General features: G+C 61.8%; 17 protein-coding genes and 2 pseudogenes. 7 read left to right on the top strand and 12 right to left on the bottom strand.

The genetic code is table 11. The features are described from left to right. The first annotated feature begins 48 nt into the window (after positions 1–48). Entirely contained in the window at positions 49–1,527 is a 1,479-nt protein-coding gene (locus tag PVE73_RS23370; RefSeq protein WP_277364540.1) for an alanine/glycine:cation symporter family protein, read from the top strand. Between the two features lie 145 nt (positions 1,528–1,672). Here PVE73_RS23370 and PVE73_RS23375 read toward each other — a convergent pair whose 3' ends face one another. The 7 genes from PVE73_RS23375 to PVE73_RS23405 form a co-directional block, all read right to left on the bottom strand. Continuing rightward, the gene (locus tag PVE73_RS23375; protein WP_277364541.1) at positions 1,673–2,143 is read right to left on the bottom strand and encodes a DUF1801 domain-containing protein; all 471 of its coding nucleotides are present in this window, start codon (positions 2,141–2,143) and stop codon (positions 1,673–1,675) included. A gap of 87 nt (positions 2,144–2,230) precedes the next feature. Then, positions 2,231–2,695: a DUF1801 domain-containing protein gene (locus PVE73_RS23380; RefSeq protein ID WP_277364542.1), complete on the bottom strand. Its 465-nt coding sequence runs from the start codon at positions 2,693–2,695 to the stop codon at positions 2,231–2,233. 5 nt (positions 2,696–2,700) lie between these two features. After that, the gene (locus tag PVE73_RS23385) at positions 2,701–2,928 is read right to left on the bottom strand and encodes a hypothetical protein (RefSeq protein WP_277364543.1); all 228 of its coding nucleotides are present in this window, start codon (positions 2,926–2,928) and stop codon (positions 2,701–2,703) included. 36 nt (positions 2,929–2,964) lie between these two features. After that, positions 2,965–3,360 carry a VOC family protein gene (locus PVE73_RS23390; RefSeq protein WP_277364544.1) on the bottom strand — a complete coding sequence of 132 codons (396 nt, stop codon included), beginning with the start codon at positions 3,358–3,360 and terminating at the stop codon, positions 2,965–2,967. 73 nt (positions 3,361–3,433) lie between these two features. Then, positions 3,434–3,832, bottom strand: a complete 399-nt coding sequence (locus PVE73_RS23395) for an SRPBCC domain-containing protein (RefSeq protein WP_277364545.1) — start codon at positions 3,830–3,832, stop codon at positions 3,434–3,436. Beyond that, positions 3,829–4,152, bottom strand: coding sequence for a metalloregulator ArsR/SmtB family transcription factor (locus tag PVE73_RS23400; RefSeq protein ID WP_277364546.1), 324 nt, complete (start codon positions 4,150–4,152; stop codon positions 3,829–3,831). The genes PVE73_RS23395 and PVE73_RS23400 overlap by 4 nt, the downstream gene beginning before the upstream one ends. 243 nt (positions 4,153–4,395) lie before the next feature. Continuing rightward, positions 4,396–4,710 carry an MmgE/PrpD family protein gene (locus PVE73_RS23405; RefSeq protein WP_277364547.1) on the bottom strand — a complete coding sequence of 105 codons (315 nt, stop codon included), beginning with the start codon at positions 4,708–4,710 and terminating at the stop codon, positions 4,396–4,398. 203 nt (positions 4,711–4,913) lie between these two features. Between PVE73_RS23405 and PVE73_RS23410 the strand changes: the two genes are divergently transcribed. The 4 genes from PVE73_RS23410 (at position 4,914) to PVE73_RS23425 (ending at position 10,794) form a co-directional block, all read left to right on the top strand. Beyond that, the gene (locus PVE73_RS23410; RefSeq protein ID WP_277364548.1) at positions 4,914–7,097 is read left to right on the top strand and encodes a PAS domain S-box protein; all 2,184 of its coding nucleotides are present in this window, start codon (positions 4,914–4,916) and stop codon (positions 7,095–7,097) included. Further along, positions 7,094–7,456, top strand: a complete 363-nt coding sequence (locus PVE73_RS23415; RefSeq protein WP_277364549.1) for a response regulator — start codon at positions 7,094–7,096, stop codon at positions 7,454–7,456. Before PVE73_RS23410 ends, PVE73_RS23415 begins: the two co-directional genes overlap by 4 nt. A 223-nt stretch (positions 7,457–7,679) precedes the next feature. Then, positions 7,680–8,846 carry an AI-2E family transporter gene (locus PVE73_RS23420; RefSeq protein WP_277364550.1) on the top strand — a complete coding sequence of 389 codons (1,167 nt, stop codon included), beginning with the start codon at positions 7,680–7,682 and terminating at the stop codon, positions 8,844–8,846. A 148-nt stretch (positions 8,847–8,994) separates the two neighbouring features. Beyond that, the gene (locus PVE73_RS23425) at positions 8,995–10,794 is read left to right on the top strand and encodes an alpha-amylase family glycosyl hydrolase (protein ID WP_277364551.1); all 1,800 of its coding nucleotides are present in this window, start codon (positions 8,995–8,997) and stop codon (positions 10,792–10,794) included. Between the two features lie 195 nt (positions 10,795–10,989). Here the strand turns inward: PVE73_RS23425 and PVE73_RS23430 are convergent, their stop codons facing one another. Beyond that, complete coding sequence (locus PVE73_RS23430; RefSeq protein WP_277364552.1) at positions 10,990–11,826, bottom strand: CPBP family intramembrane glutamic endopeptidase; 837 nt, start codon at positions 11,824–11,826, stop codon at positions 10,990–10,992. Positions 11,827–12,135: 309 nt separating this feature from the next. Here PVE73_RS23430 and PVE73_RS23435 point away from each other — a divergent pair. Then, positions 12,136–12,821: pseudogene (locus tag PVE73_RS23435) on the top strand (IS630 family transposase); the annotation flags it as partial. Between the two features lie 272 nt (positions 12,822–13,093). Here the strand turns inward: PVE73_RS23435 and PVE73_RS23440 are convergent. Further along, complete coding sequence (locus PVE73_RS23440) at positions 13,094–14,119, bottom strand: IS110 family transposase (RefSeq protein ID WP_277364553.1); 1,026 nt, start codon at positions 14,117–14,119, stop codon at positions 13,094–13,096. Positions 14,120–14,194: 75 nt separating this feature from the next. On the opposite strand from PVE73_RS23440, the pseudogene PVE73_RS23445 reads away from it, so the two are divergent. Further along, positions 14,195–14,455 (top strand): annotated as a pseudogene (locus PVE73_RS23445) (transposase); the annotation flags it as partial. Positions 14,456–14,773: 318 nt separating this feature from the next. Here the strand turns inward: PVE73_RS23445 and PVE73_RS23450 are convergent. The 3 genes from PVE73_RS23450 to PVE73_RS23460 are packed head-to-tail and all read right to left on the bottom strand — an operon-like array spanning position 14,774 to position 18,861. Then, positions 14,774–15,559: an SDR family oxidoreductase gene (locus tag PVE73_RS23450; RefSeq protein WP_277364554.1), complete on the bottom strand. Its 786-nt coding sequence runs from the start codon at positions 15,557–15,559 to the stop codon at positions 14,774–14,776. A gap of 31 nt (positions 15,560–15,590) precedes the next feature. Then, positions 15,591–16,469: a sugar phosphate isomerase/epimerase family protein gene (locus tag PVE73_RS23455; protein WP_277364555.1), complete on the bottom strand. Its 879-nt coding sequence runs from the start codon at positions 16,467–16,469 to the stop codon at positions 15,591–15,593. 31 nt (positions 16,470–16,500) lie between these two features. Continuing rightward, positions 16,501–18,861 (bottom strand): aldehyde dehydrogenase family protein, encoded by a 2,361-nt coding sequence (locus PVE73_RS23460; RefSeq protein ID WP_277364556.1) that lies wholly within the window; start codon positions 18,859–18,861, stop codon positions 16,501–16,503.

Consider the following 18,861-nt stretch of genomic DNA (forward strand, 5'->3'; position numbering starts at 1 on the left):
ACCCGGCGGTTCGAGACGGAAGACTGGCACCTGGAAAGTGAGAAGCTGATGGATATGATCAGAAGTCTTTTCGGTTTGATCGAGGATCTGACGTGGGGATGGTCGCTGATCCCGATACTGGTCATCTTCGGCGTCTTCATCACCCTGATGAGCGGATTCGTCCAGTTCGAGTATTTCGGCCGGATGTTTCGGGTTCTTTCATCGAAGAACCAAAGTGGTGATCCGAACGCGATCAGCGCGCGCCAGGCACTCCTTGTTTCCGTCGGCGGCCGAGTGGGCGGCGGCAATATCGCCGGCGTCGCCGTTGCCATCACGCTCGGCGGGCCGGGAGCGGTTTTCTGGATGTGGATCATCGCTCTGATCGGCATGGCAACGAGCCTCGTCGAGTCTTCTCTCGCCCAGCTCTATAAGCGTTCAAATGGCGACGGGACCTACACGGGCGGCCCGGCCAGCTACATCATATACGGGCTGGGAGCCCAGTACCGCTGGTTGGCGGTTCTTTATGCAATCTGCTTGATGGCCGCCTTTGCATTCGGCTTCAATGCCTTTCAGGGCAACACATTCGCCGGTGCTGCGAACGACAGTCTCGGGGTCGATCGCGTATGGAGCGGACTGCTGCTCGCGGTAATCACCGGCTTCATTGTTTACGGCGGCATCCGGCGCATCGCCAAGGCCGCAGACCTCATCATCCCGATCATGGCGTTCGGCTACATCGCGCTGGCGCTTCTGGTCATCGCCTTCAACATAACCGCTCTTCCCGGCGCGCTGTGGACGATCGTCGCCAATGCGTTCGGGCTCGAGGAAGCGGTGAGCGGCGGCGTGGGCGCAGCGCTGGCGCAGGGCTTGCGGCGCGGCCTGTTTTCCAACGAGGCCGGGCTGGGCTCCGCGCCGAACGTCGCGGCCACCGCCGATGTTCGTCATCCCATCAGCCAGGGCATCACCCAGTCGTTTTCCGTCTTCATAGACACCATCATCATCTGTTCCTGCACGGCATTCATGATTCTCCTCAGCCCGGTCTACGTGCCAGGCAGCGAAGGAATCGACGGCATTGCGCTCACGCAGCAATCTCTGGTCAGCCAGTTCGGGGGCTGGGTGCAGTATCTCCTGACATTCGCGATCCTGCTCTTTGCCTTCAGCTCGATCATCTACAACTACTATCTCGGTGAAACGGCGCTGCGCGTCATGACCAACAGCCGGTCGGTGCTGCACGGACTGCGGCTGGCCATTATCGTCGTTGTTTTCCTCGGTGCCACGGCTCCGGGCGCGACTGCGGTGTTCTTCTTCTCGGATCCGCTGATGGGCGTCCTGGCGCTCGTCAACCTCATGGCCATCGTGATGCTGTTCCCGGTCGCCTTGCGCATTCTCAACGACTTCCGTGCACAGCTGAAAGCGGGAGTCGAGCGCCCGGTTCTCGATCCGCGGAAATTCGCTGATCTCGACCTCGATCACAGCGCCTGGTCTTACGCGACACGCCCGGAGGCAGCGGCGTTGAACGAAAAAGCGGTGCCGGTCCAGCCGCGGGCTTGAGACGGGCTCGGCTTGCACCCATTGACGGGACGGAGTTCCACCCTCGTTCCGAAGCGGCGGCGATACCCGCAAACCGCTTCGGGCCGCCAGGATGCCGTAAGCCTGGGCCGCTCCCGGCGAGCGCGTCGCCGGTTACGGCGCTTCCTCAGGCGCTCTTCGATCTCTTCTGAGAGCGGAGGGGGCGAGCGGTCGCGCGCGCCGATGTGTTCAGTGCCACGGCGGCGCGGATGAGCGCCTTCAACGCCTCTTCATCAATCTTATCGCCCTCATGGAAATCGATGGCGCGCCTCGTGTTGCCTTCGAGGCTGGAATTGAAGAGGCCTGAAGGATCCTCCAACGAGGTGCCCTTCGCGAAGGTCAGCTTTATTTTGTCCTTATACGTCTCGCCGGTGCAGATGATGCCGTCATGCTCCCACACCGGAACTCCCAACATGTTCGACGGCTTTCTCCATTTCACTTCCTCGACCACCTCGGGATCGGCCTCGCTGATAAGCTGGCGAATCCGGGCGAGCATCTCGCCCCGCCAGTCGCTCAGCCCCTTGATCTTCGCATCGATCAGCTGACAGGGAGAGGCCGCTCCATTTTCTTCCTCCGCGCCGCTCTTGCTCGTTTTCATGGTCGTGATCGCTCTCTTTCCCTATTTGTTGCGCTCGCCCGTCAAACGACGTGGGGTAACGCCGCGCACGTTTATGCGACTTCCCGTTCACAGCCGTTCGCCGGGCAACTCGCTGGCCTGCTTAACCCAATCGGTGAGCTGGGCTTCGTCAAGCTGATCCTCATAAATATCGAGATAGCGCACCTCCGGGTGTTTGGATTGACCCGGCGGGACCGGTCGCAGCGACGTGCCGCGGAAGAACGTCACCTTGATGTATTTTGTGAAGCAATGAAGGCTGAGGAACCAGAGATTGTCTCCGACCCCATAAAAGGGGGAGTTCCACTTGACCGCTTTGCTCACGCCGGGAACGGTGCGCACGATGATCTCATCGATACGGCGTCCGACATCGCTTTTCCAGCCCGGCATGGCCGCGATGTAGGCCTGCACGGGGGCGTCGCCGTAGCCCTTCGCGATCTGAGGATTGCCGCCCGAAAGGAGGACCGGCTCTGTAGGGGCCTGCGTGGCGGCAGACTTTGCGGCCTTCGCCGGCTTCTTGCGTGCTTTGTCGTTCATCGTCTTTACGCCTCTCCGGCGGCTCGTCGTCCGCTGCGCCACCTGGTCGCGTACGGTAGCACGAACATATACAGGCCGGTGAAGAGGAGCAGGAAGAGCGGAGGCAGTGGTGAATAGACCACCCAGGCGGGAGGTTCTCCCAGCCCCATGGCAGCGAAGTTGGCGATGACGGTCAGCGTAAAGGCAATAGCCACCCAGCGGTGAATCTGCCGAATCCATGTATTCCAATTCAATGGCACCTCCTTTGAAGACGGGCTGTAACGTCCGCCTTACTGGCGCGCGAGCTGGTTGATTTGAATGAGGTTGCCGCAGGTGTCGTTCAGCTGGGCGATGTTCACGCCGCGCATCACCTCGGTCGGCAGCATGGTGAACGCGGCGCCGCGCGCCTTTATGCGCTCGTACTCGCCCTTGACGTCGTCGGTGTGGAACATTGCCGCGGGCTGTCCCTGCTGGAACAAGGCTTGCTGGTAGGCCTTGCCCGCCGGGTTGTCGTTGAGCGCGAGCTGCAGCTCGGTTCCCTCCGGCTCTTCGGGCGAGGTCACGGTCAGCCAGCGATACGGCCCGTTGCTGACGTCGGTCTTTTTGGTGAAGCCCAGCACCTCGGTGTAGAAGCGGAGAGCCTTTTCCTGGTCGTCCACATACACGGTGGTCAACTTGATCTTCATTGGCGTTTCTCCTTTGTCCTGTTCGCGGTATGCCGCCCTCTGAACAGGGCCGCTTTGAACTGTGCCGGCGGACTCAGTCCATCCGCGCCAAAACCTGCTCCAGGGCCGCGAGGAACCGCGGCCACCCAACCTTGGCGCCCCGGTAGTACGGCTGCTGATCCGGCCGGAAGCCCGTCTGCTCCATGCGCAGGAGGGTCCCCGTGCTCGTGCGGGTGAGCGTCCAGGTGACGACACTCCTGAGATCCTTGGTATCCCACGTATAAGACAGCATCCTGTTCGGCTCGGCTGTCTGGACCTGGCAGTCGACAGTGCCCCAGTCCGCGCTGAGATCGAAACGGTGCTCCACGACGGGTTCGAAATTGTTCTTCATGAGCCACTCCTCGATCAGGTGTGGTTGCGTGAGCGCACGCCAGATCTTCTCCGGCGGATGGGGAACCTCCCGTTCGACAACGATGGAGAGCGTTTCGTTCATTGGTCCATCCTGTTGAGCAGATCTTCGAGGAGGTCGAACCGGGTTTGCCAGAAGCTGGCCATTTGGTTTGTCCAGTCGATCAGCGGGGCCAGCGCATTAAGTTGCGCGCTGTAGTGCGTCTGGCGGCCTTCATGGCGGTCGCGCACCAGCCCGGCCCGCTTCAGGATCCCGAGATGCTTTGAGACGGCCGGTTGCGAAACCCCGGCCTGAGCCGTCAGGGCCCCGACCGTCTGGTCTCCGTCACGGCACAGCCGCTCGAAGATGGCCCGTCGCGTCGGATCGGCGAGCGTTCTGAAAAGGACATCGTGAGGCTGCGGCATCGCAATCCATAACTCTATGGCTATTGGATGGACCGATAACCGCTGGGATATGGATGAGTCAAGCAGGAACGAGAAGCGGCCCGGCAGGTGGGAAGCTCACATCGCTATACGCGCTCTTGCTGTCGAGCAGATCGATTGATCCTGCCGCTCCGGCCGCGGTGACGGTCAACCAAGGGGCTGCTGCCCTTGACCGAGCTTGCCATGCACGCTCCCTGCGGCAGGTTCTGCGGCGCCTCGGCCCCGCTATGGCGATGGCGTGGGCGATCTGGCCTGCAGCCGCCCCAGCACAGCCGGCAGGCCGTAGCAGATCCAGATGCCGCTGGCGAAGCTGATGTCCTCGTGCAGGCGTCGCGCTTCTCCGATCCGGAATGCCACTTCATAGCCGATGATGATTGCGGCGAGCAGATCCTCTCTGCTCACTGGCCGACGTTCCGCCTCCATCAGCACGGCGGGAATGATGGCCGCCCCCGGATGACTGGCAGCCCCGCGGTGCCCGTCATCGACGTCCAGCGCGCTCGCCGCCGCGCAATTGGAGAAGAGCGCGCCAAGGAAGTGCACCCTGTCGGCCTTAGGCGAATTTTGAAGGGAGCAGACTGGCGAACTCTTCGCCTCGAGTGGAACCATTCACCATCTCTGATGTTTCATAACGTTGGGCGTTAGGCCAATGGGTGCGGGGCCATTCAGAATTTCGGTTGTTGCCCCGATTCAAGCGTGCCGGCGTCAACGTGGCGCCCGGCAGGTTAGGAATTCAGGATTAGCCGATGTCGAATGTAGAGGAATTCCCGGTTGCCGCGCGCAAGTTGAGTGAGTACGAGGCACTTGTTGCAGCGGCGCCTGGTGCGCTGGATGCCATTCCCGGCGCCGTTTATCTTTGTGATCACGAAGGCTGGCTCGTCCGTTACAATTCGGAGGCGGCCGGGCTTTGGGGGCGATCTCCTTCCCTGATCGAGAAACGCGAGCGCTTCTGCGGCTCGCATCGCCTGTTCCTTATCGACGGCACACCCCTGGCTCGCGAGGACTGCCCCATGGCGACGGCGGTCCGAACCGGCGCGGCGACGCGAAATGCCGAAGTCATAATGGAAAGGCCGGATGGGTCGCGTTTCGTCGCCCTCGTCAATATCCGCGCCCTTGAAGACCAGAATGGCAGGATTCAAGGAGCGATAAACTGTTTTCAGGACATCTCCGCACACAAGGCGATGGAGGAAGAAGTTCGTCGCAAAAGCGCCGACCTCGAGGATTTCTTTGAAAACAGTGCGATCGGACTTCATATCGTGAGCGGCGACGGGATTATTCAGCGCGCGAACAAGGCCGAGCTTGCGCTGCTCGGCTACACCGCTGAAGAGTATATCGGCCGGCACATAGCCGAATTCCACGCGGATGCGCCGGTTATCGGCGATATCCTCCAGAAGCTGTCCTGCGGTGAAAAGCTGGACCGCTATCCTGCGCGTCTCCGCGCCAAGAATGGATCCTTCAAGCACGTGCTGATCACATCCAACAGCCGCTTTGAAGAGGGGAAATTCGTTAACACACGCTGCTTCACGACCGATGTGACGGGACTTTATGAGGCCGAGAGCGCACGTCGTGAGAGCGAGAGCCGTCTGGCGGCGACCTATGAAGCCGCGACCATCGGCATTGCGGAAACCGATGCAGAGGGACGTCTGCTTCGCGTGAACGACGCCCTTTGCAAGATGCTGTGGCGCTCCCGCGAAAAACTCCTGTCCATGACCTTCTTCGACTACACGCAGGAAGACGACCGCAGGAAGGATGCCGCCCTCTACGAACGTCAAATCCGCGGAGAGCTCGACAGCTATGTGCTGCGCAAACGGGCAAACCGGAGCGACGGCACAACTGTCTTCCTCGATATCCATAGCTCGTGTGTAAGGGATGCTTCCGGCAGCTTTCGCTATGGCGTGCGCGTGATACAGGATGTTACCGAGGCGAAGCACATGGAGGACCGGATACGCGAAAGTGAACAGCGAATGCGCGATCTGCTCGAAGCACTGCCTGCTGCGATATATACGACCGATGCGGCGGGTCGCATCACCTTCCACAACAAGGCAGCAGTGGAGATGGCCGGGCGGACTCCCCAAGCCGACGATTTGTGGTGCGTGACGTGGCGCCTCTACAATGCGGACGGCAGTTCCCTGCCGCACAACCAATGTCCAATGGCGGTGACGCTGAAGGAAAATCGCCCGGTGCGTGGGGTGGAGGCCATAGCCGAGCGGCCCGATGGCACGCGCGTTCCGTTCATCCCCTATCCGACACCTCTTCGTGACGCTCAGGGGAGACTCGTCGGAGCCATAAACATGCTCGTCGACATCACCGAACGCAAACAGGCCGAGAGCAGACAGAAGGTCCTCATCGCCGAACTCAATCATCGGGTGAAGAACACTCTCGCGACGGTGCAGTCGCTGGCGGGGCAAACGGCACGTCATGCCGAGAGTCCGGAGGACTTTGTTCACCGGTTCGAAGCGCGGCTGCTTGCTCTCTCGCGCGCCCACGATTTGCTCACCAAGCGGCATTGGGAGCATGCCCCCCTGGATTTGCTTGCCCGTGAGGTTCTGATGGCTCTCGCCGATGGAGCGGCTGAGCGGATTGTGATCGATGGCCCTTCCGTCGATCTCAATCCTCGCGCGGCCTTAAGCTTCACAATGGCTCTCAATGAGCTTGCCACGAATGCAGTAAAATATGGAGCGCTGGCGTCAGAGACGGGCACATTATCAGTGGTCTGGCGCTTGCACCTGGAGGCCGGCACACAGATGCTAGGTCTCGAGTGGCGTGAGGGCGGAGGGCCGCCGGTAAGACCGCCCACGCGACGCGGATTTGGCACCCGGTTGATTGAACGCTGCATCGAGCGCGACCTCGGGGGCGAACTTGACCTCGCCTTTGACCTGGCGGGGGTTTCCTGCCGCATCTCGCTTCCCATCGGCCTGGCGAATGCATGACCGAACTGTCTGGCCTCAGGGTATTCCTTGTAGAGGACGAAGGCTTTGTGGCCCTCATGATCGAGGACATGCTCCTGGATCTAGGCTGCGAGATCGCGGCGTCGGTGGCACAACTCACCGAAGCGCGCGAAATTGCAGCCACCATAGAGGCCGATCTTGCGGTGTTGGACGTCAACCTGGACGGTCGTCTCGTCTTTCCCGTCGCAGAAATCCTGCGTGAGCGCCGGATACCGCTCGTCTTCAGTACCGGGTATGGAGCGAGGGGCTTGCCTCCTGAGTTCGCCGGCCATCCTGTACTTGGTAAGCCGTTCTTGATGGGAGAGCTGCAGAAAAAAATCGCGTTGGCCCTCGGACATTGATGCGATTGGGCAAGTGCTCCACGCACCGCAAAGCTCCCGCTTGCGGAGCTTCTCGAAAGTTGTCGTTCGCGCAATCGCTCAAGTCAGACGTTCCCGGAAGTCAGCGCAGGTCCTAGTCTGTCCGCGGCGACGATGCCGTTGCAACTGCTGATATGGATCATTCTCCATTGCCGCAACGCTTTGCCGGCCTATGAGTTAGGGCTTCAGCAAACAGGTACATCCCATGCAAGAAAAAGAGCTCGACGAAGCAGCGGCGCCGGCCCATGAGCGTTCGACCGAACCACCGCAGGTCATTATCGTTGACAAGTCCCTGAAGGCGCTGGGAATAGGGACCTTCCTGATCATTTTGGTCGTGGCGCTCTATTTCGGGCGTGATTTCCTCCTGCCCGTCGTGCTGGCCTTCCTCTTCGCCCTCGTTCTTGGCCCAGTGGTGCGATCTCTTGCCAGACGAGGTGTTCCTGAATGGGCCACCGCGATATTGCTTGTAGTCATACTCTCTGCGGTCATCGCGTCCGCGCTCTACTCGCTGAGCGGACCGGTCGCGCAGTGGATCGAGGATGCGCCGCGCATCGGCCGCGAAGTGCAGGATCGCATCGCGACGCTACGTCGCCCGGTGGATGCGGTGGTGGAAGCGTCCGAGCAGGTTGAGCAACTCGCCGAATCCGAGAACCCGGAAGCGCAGCGTGTCGTCTTGAGCGAGCCGGGTCTCATCAGCCGCGCCGCCAGCGGAGCGCCCGAGGTCGCCGCACAGATCGGTGTCACTCTTATTCTGCTCCTCTTTCTACTTTCCTCCGGCGATATGTTCTATGAAAAGCTGGTGAGATCGCTGCCCACGCTTTCGGACAAGAAGCGTGGATTGCGAATTGCCCGGACGGTCGAGCGGGAGGTATCCCGCTATCTTTTCACCATCTCGCTCATCAATGTCGGCCTCGGCGCCGCTATTGCGGCGAGCATGTTTGCGATCGGCATGCCCAATCCCGTACTCTGGGGCGTTCTGGCTGCTCTGTTGAACTTCGTTCCCTATCTCGGAGCCTTGCTCGGCGTCGTTCTTGTCGGTCTGGTCGCCTTGGTCTCCTTCGATACGATCGGACCGACGCTCCTTGCGCCGCTGATCTATCTTGCCTGCACTACCATCGAGGGACAGTTGGTCACGCCGCTGGTCATCGGTCGCCGGCTTGAAATGAACCCAGTGGTGATTTTCCTGGCCATCGCATTCTGGGGGTGGCTGTGGGGAATAGTCGGCGCGCTCATCGCGGTTCCGCTTCTCGTCAGTCTCAAGGTGTTCGCCGATCACGTTGAAGGCCTCGCGGCCTTGGGAGAATTCCTGGCGGGGCGCGATGTGCCGCAGACGCAGGAAGACGAGGAGAGCAAGCCGGCAGAATCTTCCTAGTTTTCCGCGACCAAGCGCTACAGATGGCGGCTTCCAACAGCGGCAACGACCAGAAGCGTCGGAACCAAACGGCTCGTCGGCTGTTCGGATACGCCGACATGTCCGCCCGCGGTTCCCGGATACTGCGTCGGTGCCACGGAGGTTCCCAATGCCCGCGTCAGCCGTTCGAGAGGGGATGGGCGCCATCGTTCACGATGACGGTGTCGCATTTCGTGTATGGGCGCCACATGCCGACGCGGTATTTGTCACCGGCTCGTTCAACAACTGGTCGGATGACGAAGTCCAGATGGAGGCGGAAGGCGATGGAATCTGGTACGCCGATGTGGCCGGAGCAAAACCCGGCGATGAATATCGCTTCTTGATCCGCAACGGTGAGCAGAACCTGTCGCGCATCGATCCGTATGCCCGCGCAGTGACGAGCTCTGTCGGCAACGGAGTTGTCGTCGAGCCTGACGACGACTGGCATGACATCGAGTTTCAAACGCCTCCCTGGAATGAGCTTGTCATCTATGAAATGCATATCGGCACCTTCCACCGTCCGAGCGAGGAACTGCCGGGGACGTTCGAAGATGCAGGCGAAAAGCTGGCTCATTTGAAGCGGCTTGGCGTGAACGCGGTGCAAATCATGCCGGCGATGGAGTTCGCCGGCGACTTCTCATGGGGCTACAATCCCGCCCACATCTATGCCGTCGAGAGCGCCTATGGCGGGCCGGACGGTTTCAAGGCCTTCATCAAGACGGCGCACCAGCACGGAATCGCGGTGATCCTGGACGTGGTCTACAACCATTTCGGCCCAAGTGACCTTGACCTTTGGCAGTTCGACGGCTGGAGCGAAAACGACAAAGGCGGGATCTATTTCTATAACGACTGGCGCAGCGAAACACCTTGGGGCGAGACCCGCCCGGACTACGGCCGCGGCGAAGTGCGGCAGTTCATCCGCGACAACGCCCTCTTCTGGCTCGGCGAGTACCACCTCGACGGGCTGCGTTTCGACATGACGCTTTATATCCGCAATGTGCGTGGAGACGAGGCAGACGAAGGCGATACACTTCCCGAGGGGTGGAGCCTGCTGCAATGGATCAACGGCGAAATCCGCGAACGTTTCCCGGGCCGCATAACCATAGCCGAGGACCTGCGCAACAAGGCCGAAATCACTGCAGCGGTCGAGCAAGGCGGCGCGGCTTTCGGCGCGCAATGGGACTCGGAGTTCGTGCACCCCATCCGACAGGTGCTGATCGCCGGTGACGACGAGGAGCGCCACATGGCGACCGTCGCCCACGCGCTCCAACATTCCTACAATGGCGATCCGTTCCAGCGGGTTGCCTATACTGAATCCCATGACGAGGTGGCCAATGGCCGGGCGCGCGTTCCGCATGAGATCGCCCCCGACGATTCCTCCCATTGGGCAGCACAGAAGCGCTCTACCCTCGGGGCGGCGCTGATGTTCACCGCGCCTGGCATTCCGATGCTTTTCCAGGGCCAGGAATTCCTGCAGGGCGAATGGTTTCAGGATACCGTGCCGCTCGACTGGGACCAGAACGACGAATTCAGCGGCATCGTCCGGCTCTATCGCGACCTCATTCGCCTTCGTTTGAATCGTTCTGACGTTACCCGCGGCCTGCTCGGACGCAACATAACGATCTTCCGCGTGGACGAGGAGCGGAAGCTTCTCGCCTTCCACCGATCGGCGGAAAGTGGGCCGCGGGATGACGTGATTGTCGTCGCGAGCTTCAGCCACGCGCCGCGGGAAACCTATCGTATCGGCTTTCCCCGTCAAGGCGTATGGAAGCTCCGTCTGAACACCGATTGGGTTGGCTACAGTCCCGATTTCGGCGGTTTCTCCAGCCGGGATGCCATCGCTGAACCCGGCGAGTGCGACGGAATGGCATGGTCAGGCGAGATTGCGGTCGGGCCCTACAGCGCATTGATTTTTTCGCAGGACGAGTAGCCGGGCCACCATCATACGACCTGGAGCTTACATTGTCGCGCGCTTTAGAAGACTTGGACGAGCATCGAGCGCACTGCTGTTGAACGAACAAAAAGCGGTGAGCATAAAAAAATCATCGGGTCGGGCATGTGCTCGGGCCGCCGCCTTCGTAGCAGTGCGCCATGAACTCGGCCTTGTATGTGGCCATGTCCACGTTCACCGGGCAGTCGGTCCTGCCCCCCTACTTAGCGCCCATCCGCAACGACCGATGACCAGAAGGGCTGCGGCGGCGAAAAGACCAATGCTCGTCCACACAAGCGGCGGCGCAGCGCTTTCCTGGATCGATGTCGCTTGGAAAAGCACCAGAAAATGAAAGATCACCGGTTGGAGAAGGCTGTGCCCACGGAGGTACATCCAGGTAACCAGCACTGTCACGGGGAGTGCCATGGCAGCAAATTCGAAGTAGGAAACGCCGGACGGCAAGATCGAACGCGCAAGGACCGGGATGACGAACGCAGGCGCATGCCAGGCAATCCAGATCAAGCCGAGGACGAGGGCGGCCGCAAGGGCGCTCATCCGCTGCATCAGGCGTGGCAACGCATAGCCGCGCCAGCCGATCTCTTCTCCTAGCGGGCTGCAGAGGAATCCGAAGACAAAGAAATACGCCGCCGAGGTCCAGTTCTCGGGGCCGAAACGCGAAAGCGACACCCCTGCAAGCATGTGAGCGATGAAGAGCGCCGCCACCTGTAGGCCGAGCGGGAGGAGGATCGCAGCCGCCCACCAACGCCATCCTGTCCCGAAGACGAAGAGTCCGGAGACGAGAACTGCCATACCCCGCCACCCCTTCTCGCGGTAGCCCATCAGCAGTCCGGAAAAGCCCGGACCCCAGAGAGCGATGAAGAGGAGCAGGTTGGCAAGTGGATCGAAACGCTCGAATGTAGGAGCGACGAGCCCCAAATCTCTCAGGCCGAGCGCGGCAAGACCGGTGCCCCAGGTGATCGCAAAAGCGAGCACGAAAAAAAGTGATAGCGGGTTCCGCAGGAGATTGGCCACAAGTGTTCATCGAGAGACATTGGTGGCTTCTCCAATGATACGGCAGACAATAAAGTTCCTTCAGATTGCGGGCGTTGGCAGATATGCATACCGGATGTCGGCCTGTAAGTACTCTTCGAACGACGGACGCCTGATGAAAGTGAGTGGTCTCCAGATCGCCCGAATCCGGCATCGAACTGTTGCGGTAGACCGCAGCCCGGGATGTGGTCGACGTCTAGAGCGGTTCCGGTTGTGTCTGAATCGAAGGGGGATTCCGATTTCGGAGGTTTTGTGATTCAAGATGCTGGCTGGAGTGGAGGCCAGCATGGGATGACGCGACCTCTTTCGAATGATCTGCGTGAACGTGTTGTTGGGGCGGTCGAGGCCGGCGAGAGCTGCCGGTCGGTGGCGGCTCGTTTCGGCGTTGCCGTCTCGTCGGCGGTGAAGTGGTCTCAGCGCTACCGTGCGAGCGGGTCTGTGGCGCCGGGCAAGATGGGCGGGCACCGCAAGCGCGTGCTGGAGCCGCACCGTGCCTTCATCGCCGAGCGGATCAGCCAGACGCCGCATCTGTCGCTGCACAAGCTGAAGGAAGAGCTGGCGGCGCGCGGCGTGAAGGTGTCGCACGATACGGTGTGGCGGTTCCTGCGCCGCGAGGGGCTTCGGTTCAAAAAACGCTGTTCGCCCTTGAGCAGGCTCGTGCCGACATCGCCCGCCGGCGGCAACGCTGGCGTTCTTGGCAGTCCGGTCTCGATCCGACACGGCTGGTGTTCATCGACGAGACCTGGATCAAGACCAACATGGCGCCGCTGCGGGGCTGGGGACCACGCGGCAAGCGCCTGCGCGGCTTTGCCCCGCACGGCCACTGGCGCACGCTGACCTTCCTCGGCGCTTTGCGCCATGACCGGCTGACGGCGCCTTGCGTCTTCGATGGACCGATCAACGGCCAGTGCTTCCGCGCCTATGTCGAGCAGCAGCTCGTGCCGGTGCTTGAACCGGGCGACATCGTCGTCATGGACATGTGTGGACGCCCCCGTTGGTGCAAGAAGAATCTTTTCGAAGAGCGCGGAGCGTGGTCAGGTGCTGACATGTGTCCGGCCTCTGATGCGGCGTTCTACATGCCGCGGGCCCGTATGGGAGTTCGCGGAGCGGGTCCAATTCAATCTCGCGTGCTCAAGGCACGTATCCATGATCTGGTTTTCCCGATCCCGTCTCGTTGACCGTTGCGCCATACTCTCCGTTCGACCTTCTCACACCATGGCAGCCCGCTCGAGGAGCGGTATAGAGCGGACTATCCTGCTATGGCCGGCGTTCGATAGGTTCCGCCTCTGGCCATCAATGCCCACACGATGCGCGCCGTCTTGTTGGCCAAGGCGACGATGACCAGCATGGGTGGCTTGCGCTCAAGCATCCGCGAAAGCCACGGATCCCCGGTCGATCCCTTCCGCATGGCCCAGCGCACGGCGGCGCTGGCCCCAATGATCAGCAGCCGTCGCAGGGTTCGCTCGCCCATTCGAGTCGTCTCGCCGAGCTTCTGCTTGCCGCCCGAAGAACGTTGCAGCGGCGTTAGTCCGAGCCATGCCGCGAAGTCTCGGCCTCTCTCGAAGGTCTGAGCGGACGGGGCCAACGCGGCAAGCGCCGTCGCGGTGACCGGTCCTATACCGGGAATGGTCATCAAGCGCCTGGCTTCCGTATCCTCTCTGGCGCGCCGAGCGACCTCTCGGTCTAGTTCGGCCACTCTCGTATCCAGCGCCCGTAACTGCTCAACGAGTAGAGACAGGATCGGGCGGGCGGCTTCGGGGATGGCGGAACCCTTATCCTCAATCGTCGCGATGAGCTTGGCCACGTGGAAGAGGCCTTGCGCAGCCACAAGTCCAAATTCCGCAAGATGGCCGCGTATTGCATTGATCGTCTGGGTCCGCTGGCGAACCACAAGATCGCGGATGCGGAACACCATTGCCGCAGCCTGCTGCTCTTCGCTCTTCACCGCCACGAACCGCATGGTCGGCCGTTGCGCAGCTTCACAGATTGCTTCGGCGTCAGCCGCATCGTTCTTCTGACGCTTCACAAATGGCTTGACGTATCCCGGAGCGATCAGCCGGACTTCGTGCCCGAGCTTCGCGATCTCCCGCGCCCAGTAATGGCTGCCGGCGCACGCTTCCATGGCAACCGTGCAGGCCGGCTGATCGACAAGAAAGCGAAGTACCTGATCGCGGCGAAGCTTCTTCCGGAACAGCACAGCTCCCGACCCATCTGCGCCGTGCGCCTGGAACACGTTCTTCGCCAGGTCCAATCCGATTGTGTTAACTTCCAACATGGACGCCTCCGTTCAAGTGATGATCAACGACACCACTTTGGCACAGCGATGCCGTGAGGGGGCGTCCACCCCATCAATCTCGGCTCACACAAGTCGGCCGCCGTCCGGCAGATGATCAAAGCCGCCGGCGCAAGGCTCTGGTATCTGCCCCCATACTCGCCCGACCTCAATCCGATCGAGCAGGCCTTCGCCAAGATCAAGCATTGGATGCGCGCGGCTCAGAAGCGGACCATCGAGGAGACATGGCGGCACATCGGCGGCCTCGTCTCCTTAATCCAGCCCAGTGAATGCAGCAACTACTTCGTCAATGCAGGATACGCTTCCGTCAAAACCTGAAAGGCTCTAGGTGTTCAAGGTCCACCCGCTTCCTTGATGGAGGAGGAAACGAGCAGGCTGGAGCACTTCGCCCCAGCCAATTCGGAGGTGGCGGAGAAGGCCGTCTTCCCATCCTCCATGCGCGCCGTGAGGCGTGACCACAGAACGCGGCTCAATAGGCCAACTGTTCATGGCAACATCGAACATCTCGCAACTGGCCGCAATTGCGGTCTGGTTGGCAGTGCAGCGTAGATCGGTGGAGCTATGGCGACCCGGCTGGATCTGACCAGGGCGATCATTCATCTGCTGTGGTTGGATGCCGGTTTGCGACGCAAGCGACTACCCGAAGATCGAGCGGATGGTGCCGCCATCGGCGCGATGGGTCACGCCGTTCATCGCCGGGTTGGTCGCGAGCTGGACGACGCCGCGTCCATGCAGCATCGGATCGATCAGCTTCTGGGTGAGGTTGGAGGGCTGCACCTCGCGATAGAAGTCGCGCAGTGTCTCCTCCACCGTCTTGCCCTGCTGGCGGGCGAGATCGGCGAAATAGGTCTCGACCGACTCGGTCGCCGTGGTGCCGGGCATATAGCTGTTGACGCGCACCGAGGTTCCCCTCGTCAGTTCGGCGAGCGAACGGCCGAGGCCGAGCATGGCGGTCTTCGTCACCGAATAGGGCACCATGTTGCCGATGGAGCGGATCGCCGCCTCCGACGATATGAAGACGATGCTGCCCTCGTTCCGCGCCAGCATGTCCTTCATCACGATGCGGGTGATGCGGACCGCAGTCATGATGTTGTGCTCGAAATACTGGGTCCAGCGTTCATCGGAAACTTCGAAGAAGTCGTTCACGTCGAAGACGCCGACATTGTTGATCAGGAAGGACACCGGGCCGAGGCCACCGGTATATTCGGCCAGCGCCTTCGCTCCCTCGGGCGCCATCAGATCGGCCACGACGCCATGGGCGCGAGGGCCGATCGCCGTGGCCGCCGCTTCTATGCGCTCCTTCGACCGCCCGTTGATCACCACCGTCGCGCCTTCCTCATGGAAGGTGCGCGCGATGGCATTTCCGATCCCGGTTCCGCCGCCGGTGATGATGGCGATTTTACCTTCGATACCAAAATCCATGATTTCTGCCCTTCCGAATCGATGGTGGTGATCAAGCTGCGCGCGTGGCAGCGTGTGCGGTTTTCCACCCCGTCCGCATTGCCTCCAGCGCCAGCCGCGCCGTCTCGGCGGAGTCGGCCCATGCCTCCCGCCACAGCCGAACACCGCCGACGAGACCAGGACCGAGCATGCGCGAGGAGAAGCCTTCGAAGGTGAGGTCGCCCGCATAGCCGATGGCCGCCAGCGCGCGGAAATAGCCGTCGAGATCGAAATTGCCCGTACCGAGCACCCCGCGATGGCTGTCGGCGACATGGGCGTAGCCGAGCATAGGCGCGTTCCGCAGGATCGCGGCGGCGATGTCGGACTCCTCAATGTTCATATGGAAGGTGTCCATATGCACGAACATGTTCTTCCCGCCCGCCTTCCCGATGAGCGCCGCTGCCTGGTCGAGCGTGTTCACCATGTAACTCTCGTAACGGTTCACCGGCTCGACACCGAGCCGCACGCCGAGTTCTCCGGCGCGGATGTCGAGCCGACCGAGAGCTTCCGCGACCTGCTCGACCTGCCGCTCCGTCTGCGGCGCGACATAGTTGTTGAACGCTGCATAGGTGATGCCGCTGACCGCTGGTGCGCCGAGTTCGGAGGCGATCTCCAGCGCGAGCGCCACCGTCTCCTTGCCGCGCCTTGCAGTTTCGGGATCATCCGAGGAGATGTCGGCGGCAGGTCCGAGCGCCATGCCGAGGCGCAGTCCCAGCCCACTCTCGGCAATGGCGCGGCGTGTGGCTTCCCTGTTCAGGGTCGCCGGATCGAACATCAATACCTCGATCAGCTCGTAGCCCATCTCCGCCGCCCTCCGGCAGATCGCCGGTGCGCTCTCGCCGTCCCATCTGTCGGAAAAGACCAGGCTGTGAACCCCGAATTTCACGCTCATCAAGCTTTCCTCCCGCAGCCCTAACAGGTCATCACTCCCCGTAGGGGATCCAGATGTTCTTGACCTGGGTGGCCCGCGAGAGGAACAGTCGCCCTTGCCCCTCCGCGCCGGCCCAGTTCCTAGCCGCGCCGTCCTCGGTCCAAGTCTGCTTGAGATTGCCTGCAGAGGTCTCCTCGACCGCGCGTCCGCCTTCCCGCGTGCCGAAATACCAGACCGCGTCGACATCGTCGTGCTCTGTCAGCGTCTTCATGAGAGCCTCGCGCTCGCCGGTGACGATGTTGACCACACCGCCCGGCACGTCGGATGTATCCATGACCTGATAGAGATCGGTGGCGGCGAGCGGATGCGTCTGCGAGGGCACCGCCACGACCCTGTTGCCTATCGCGATCGCCGGCAGCACCAGCGAAACGAAGCCAAGCAACGGATAGGCGGTCGGGCAGGCGATTCCCATCACGCCGATCGGCTCATTCATGGCCAGCGTCACGTGGGCGGATTTGGTCGCGTGCACCGCACCGTCGTACTTGTCCGCCTGTGCGGCATACCAGAAGATGCGGCGAATGGCGGTTTCGACCTCGGTGCGGGCGGTGGCGGCTGACTGGCCGAAGCTCTTCAGCCGGTCCTCGAACTCCTTGGCGCGCGCCGACAGGTTCTCGCCCAGATAATAGATGACCTGAGCGCGGTTGTGGCCCGTCTGCGAGCCCCAGCCTGACGTCTTGCGCGCCGCTTCGACCGCATTGCGGATGTCCTTGCGGTTGCCGTAGCCAGCCAGGCCCACCGGCCCTTTCGGGCCGGTGACGGCATAGCTGTAGCCGCTATCCGGCCGCGTCTGCTTGCCGCCGACGTAGATTTTTGTGGTGCGGTCGATCTCGCCGCCGGCAATCGTGCCGGCGGGCACCGGCTCCAGCCTGGATGGCGCCGCCTCCGGCTTCCTGGCTGTCGGCGCCGGCGTCGCAAGATAGGCTGACATGCCCTCACGCCCGCCTTCGCGGCCGAACCCGCTCTCCCGATAACCGCCGAAGCCTGCTCCGGCGTCGAAGACGTTCGCGCAGTTCACCCAGACCACGCCGGCCTTGATCTTGGATGCGATGTCGGTCGCCAAGTTGATGTTTTCCGACCAGACTGAGGCGGCCAGCCCGTAGCGGGTGTTGTTGGCGAGCATCACCGCATCCTCGGGAGTCCGGAACGATGAGAGCGTAACCACCGGCCCAAAAATCTCCTCGGCGCAGAGGACCGACGCGGGATGCACGTTGGTCACCAGGGTTGGCGGGAAGAAGCAGCCTCCAGGCGCCTCGCCCTGATGCAGCACCGCCCCCTCGCCGACGCCCTGCGCCACCAATCCGCGGATGCGCTCCAGCTGAACCGGATGCACGATGGCGCCGATATCCGTCGATTTCTGCAGCGGATCGCCCGTCCTGAGTTTTGTAAGGCGCCGTCGCAGCAGTTCTTCAAAACGCCCGGCGACGGATTCGGCGACGAGGATGCGCGTGCCGGCGCAACAGACCTGGCCTTGGTTAAACCAGACGGAGTCGACCACGCCCTCGACCGCCGCGTCGAGATCCGCATCGGCAAACACCACGAAGGGCGACTTGCCGCCCAACTCCAGCGTCAGCGCCTTGCCCGTGCCCGCGGTCTGCTTGCGAATGATGCGGCCGACTTCGGTCGAACCGGTGAAGGCAACCTTGTCCACGCCGTCATGCGCAATAATCGCCGTGCCCGTTCTGCCATCGCCCGTAACGATGTTGAGGACGCCTGCCGGCAGCCCGCACTCGCGCGCGATCTCAGCGAAGGCGAGCGCGGTCAACGGTGTGTATTCGGCGGGCTTCAGAACGACGGTGTTGCCGGCGGCAAGTGCCGGCGCCACCTTCCACGCCAGCATGAGCAGCGGGAAGTTCCATGGGATGATCTGGCCGCAGACACCATGGGGCCGCGCTTCCGGAAACTCGTCTTCGAGGATTTCCGCCCATCCGGCATGGTGGTAGAAATGCCGAGCGACCAGCGGGATGTCGATGTCCCGGCTCTCGCGGATCGACTTGCCGTTGTCGATGGTCTCCAGCACGGCGAGGAACCGGCTGTGCTGCTGCACGTGGCGCGCCAGCGCATAGAGGTAACGCGCGCGGTCGTGGCCGGAAAGCCCAGCCCATTTAGGCTGGGCGGTCTGCGCCGCCTTTATAGCGGCGTCCACGTCCGCCTTCGTTCCCTGCGTGACGCGTGCGATCTTCTCGCCGGTGGCCGGATTGGTGACGTCAAAGGTCTTGCCTGGTTCGGTGAAGCGTCCGCCGATGAAATGCCCGAAACCGGCCTTGTGCTTGTCCAGCCAAGAGTTGACGATCCCGGACTCTTCGGGGGCAAGGCCGTAGTCCATCGTTTCCAGTATCTTCATGATCGCGTTCAT

The organism is Chelativorans sp. AA-79, from assembly GCF_029457495.1.
GTDB lineage: Bacteria > Pseudomonadota > Alphaproteobacteria > Rhizobiales > Rhizobiaceae > Chelativorans.

Excerpts from the sequence above, each read along its gene's own strand:
- PVE73_RS23370 (WP_277364540.1), top strand. The coding sequence starts at position 49 with ATGGATATGATCAGAAGTCTTTTCGGTTTGATCGAGGATCTGACGTGG.
- PVE73_RS23375 (WP_277364541.1), bottom strand. The coding sequence starts at position 2,143 with ATGAAAACGAGCAAGAGCGGCGCGGAGGAAGAAAATGGAGCGGCCTCT.
- PVE73_RS23380 (WP_277364542.1), bottom strand. The coding sequence starts at position 2,695 with ATGAACGACAAAGCACGCAAGAAGCCGGCGAAGGCCGCAAAGTCTGCC.
- PVE73_RS23390 (WP_277364544.1), bottom strand. The coding sequence starts at position 3,360 with ATGAAGATCAAGTTGACCACCGTGTATGTGGACGACCAGGAAAAGGCT.
- PVE73_RS23395 (WP_277364545.1), bottom strand. The coding sequence starts at position 3,832 with ATGAACGAAACGCTCTCCATCGTTGTCGAACGGGAGGTTCCCCATCCG.
- PVE73_RS23400 (WP_277364546.1), bottom strand. The coding sequence starts at position 4,152 with ATGCCGCAGCCTCACGATGTCCTTTTCAGAACGCTCGCCGATCCGACG.
- PVE73_RS23410 (WP_277364548.1), top strand. The coding sequence starts at position 4,914 with ATGTCGAATGTAGAGGAATTCCCGGTTGCCGCGCGCAAGTTGAGTGAG.
- PVE73_RS23415 (WP_277364549.1), top strand. The coding sequence starts at position 7,094 with ATGACCGAACTGTCTGGCCTCAGGGTATTCCTTGTAGAGGACGAAGGC.
- PVE73_RS23420 (WP_277364550.1), top strand. The coding sequence starts at position 7,680 with ATGCAAGAAAAAGAGCTCGACGAAGCAGCGGCGCCGGCCCATGAGCGT.
- PVE73_RS23425 (WP_277364551.1), top strand. The coding sequence starts at position 8,995 with ATGCCCGCGTCAGCCGTTCGAGAGGGGATGGGCGCCATCGTTCACGAT.
- PVE73_RS23440 (WP_277364553.1), bottom strand. The coding sequence starts at position 14,119 with ATGTTGGAAGTTAACACAATCGGATTGGACCTGGCGAAGAACGTGTTC.
- PVE73_RS23450 (WP_277364554.1), bottom strand. The coding sequence starts at position 15,559 with ATGGATTTTGGTATCGAAGGTAAAATCGCCATCATCACCGGCGGCGGA.
- PVE73_RS23455 (WP_277364555.1), bottom strand. The coding sequence starts at position 16,469 with ATGAGCGTGAAATTCGGGGTTCACAGCCTGGTCTTTTCCGACAGATGG.
- PVE73_RS23460 (WP_277364556.1), bottom strand. The coding sequence starts at position 18,861 with ATGAACGCGATCATGAAGATACTGGAAACGATGGACTACGGCCTTGCC.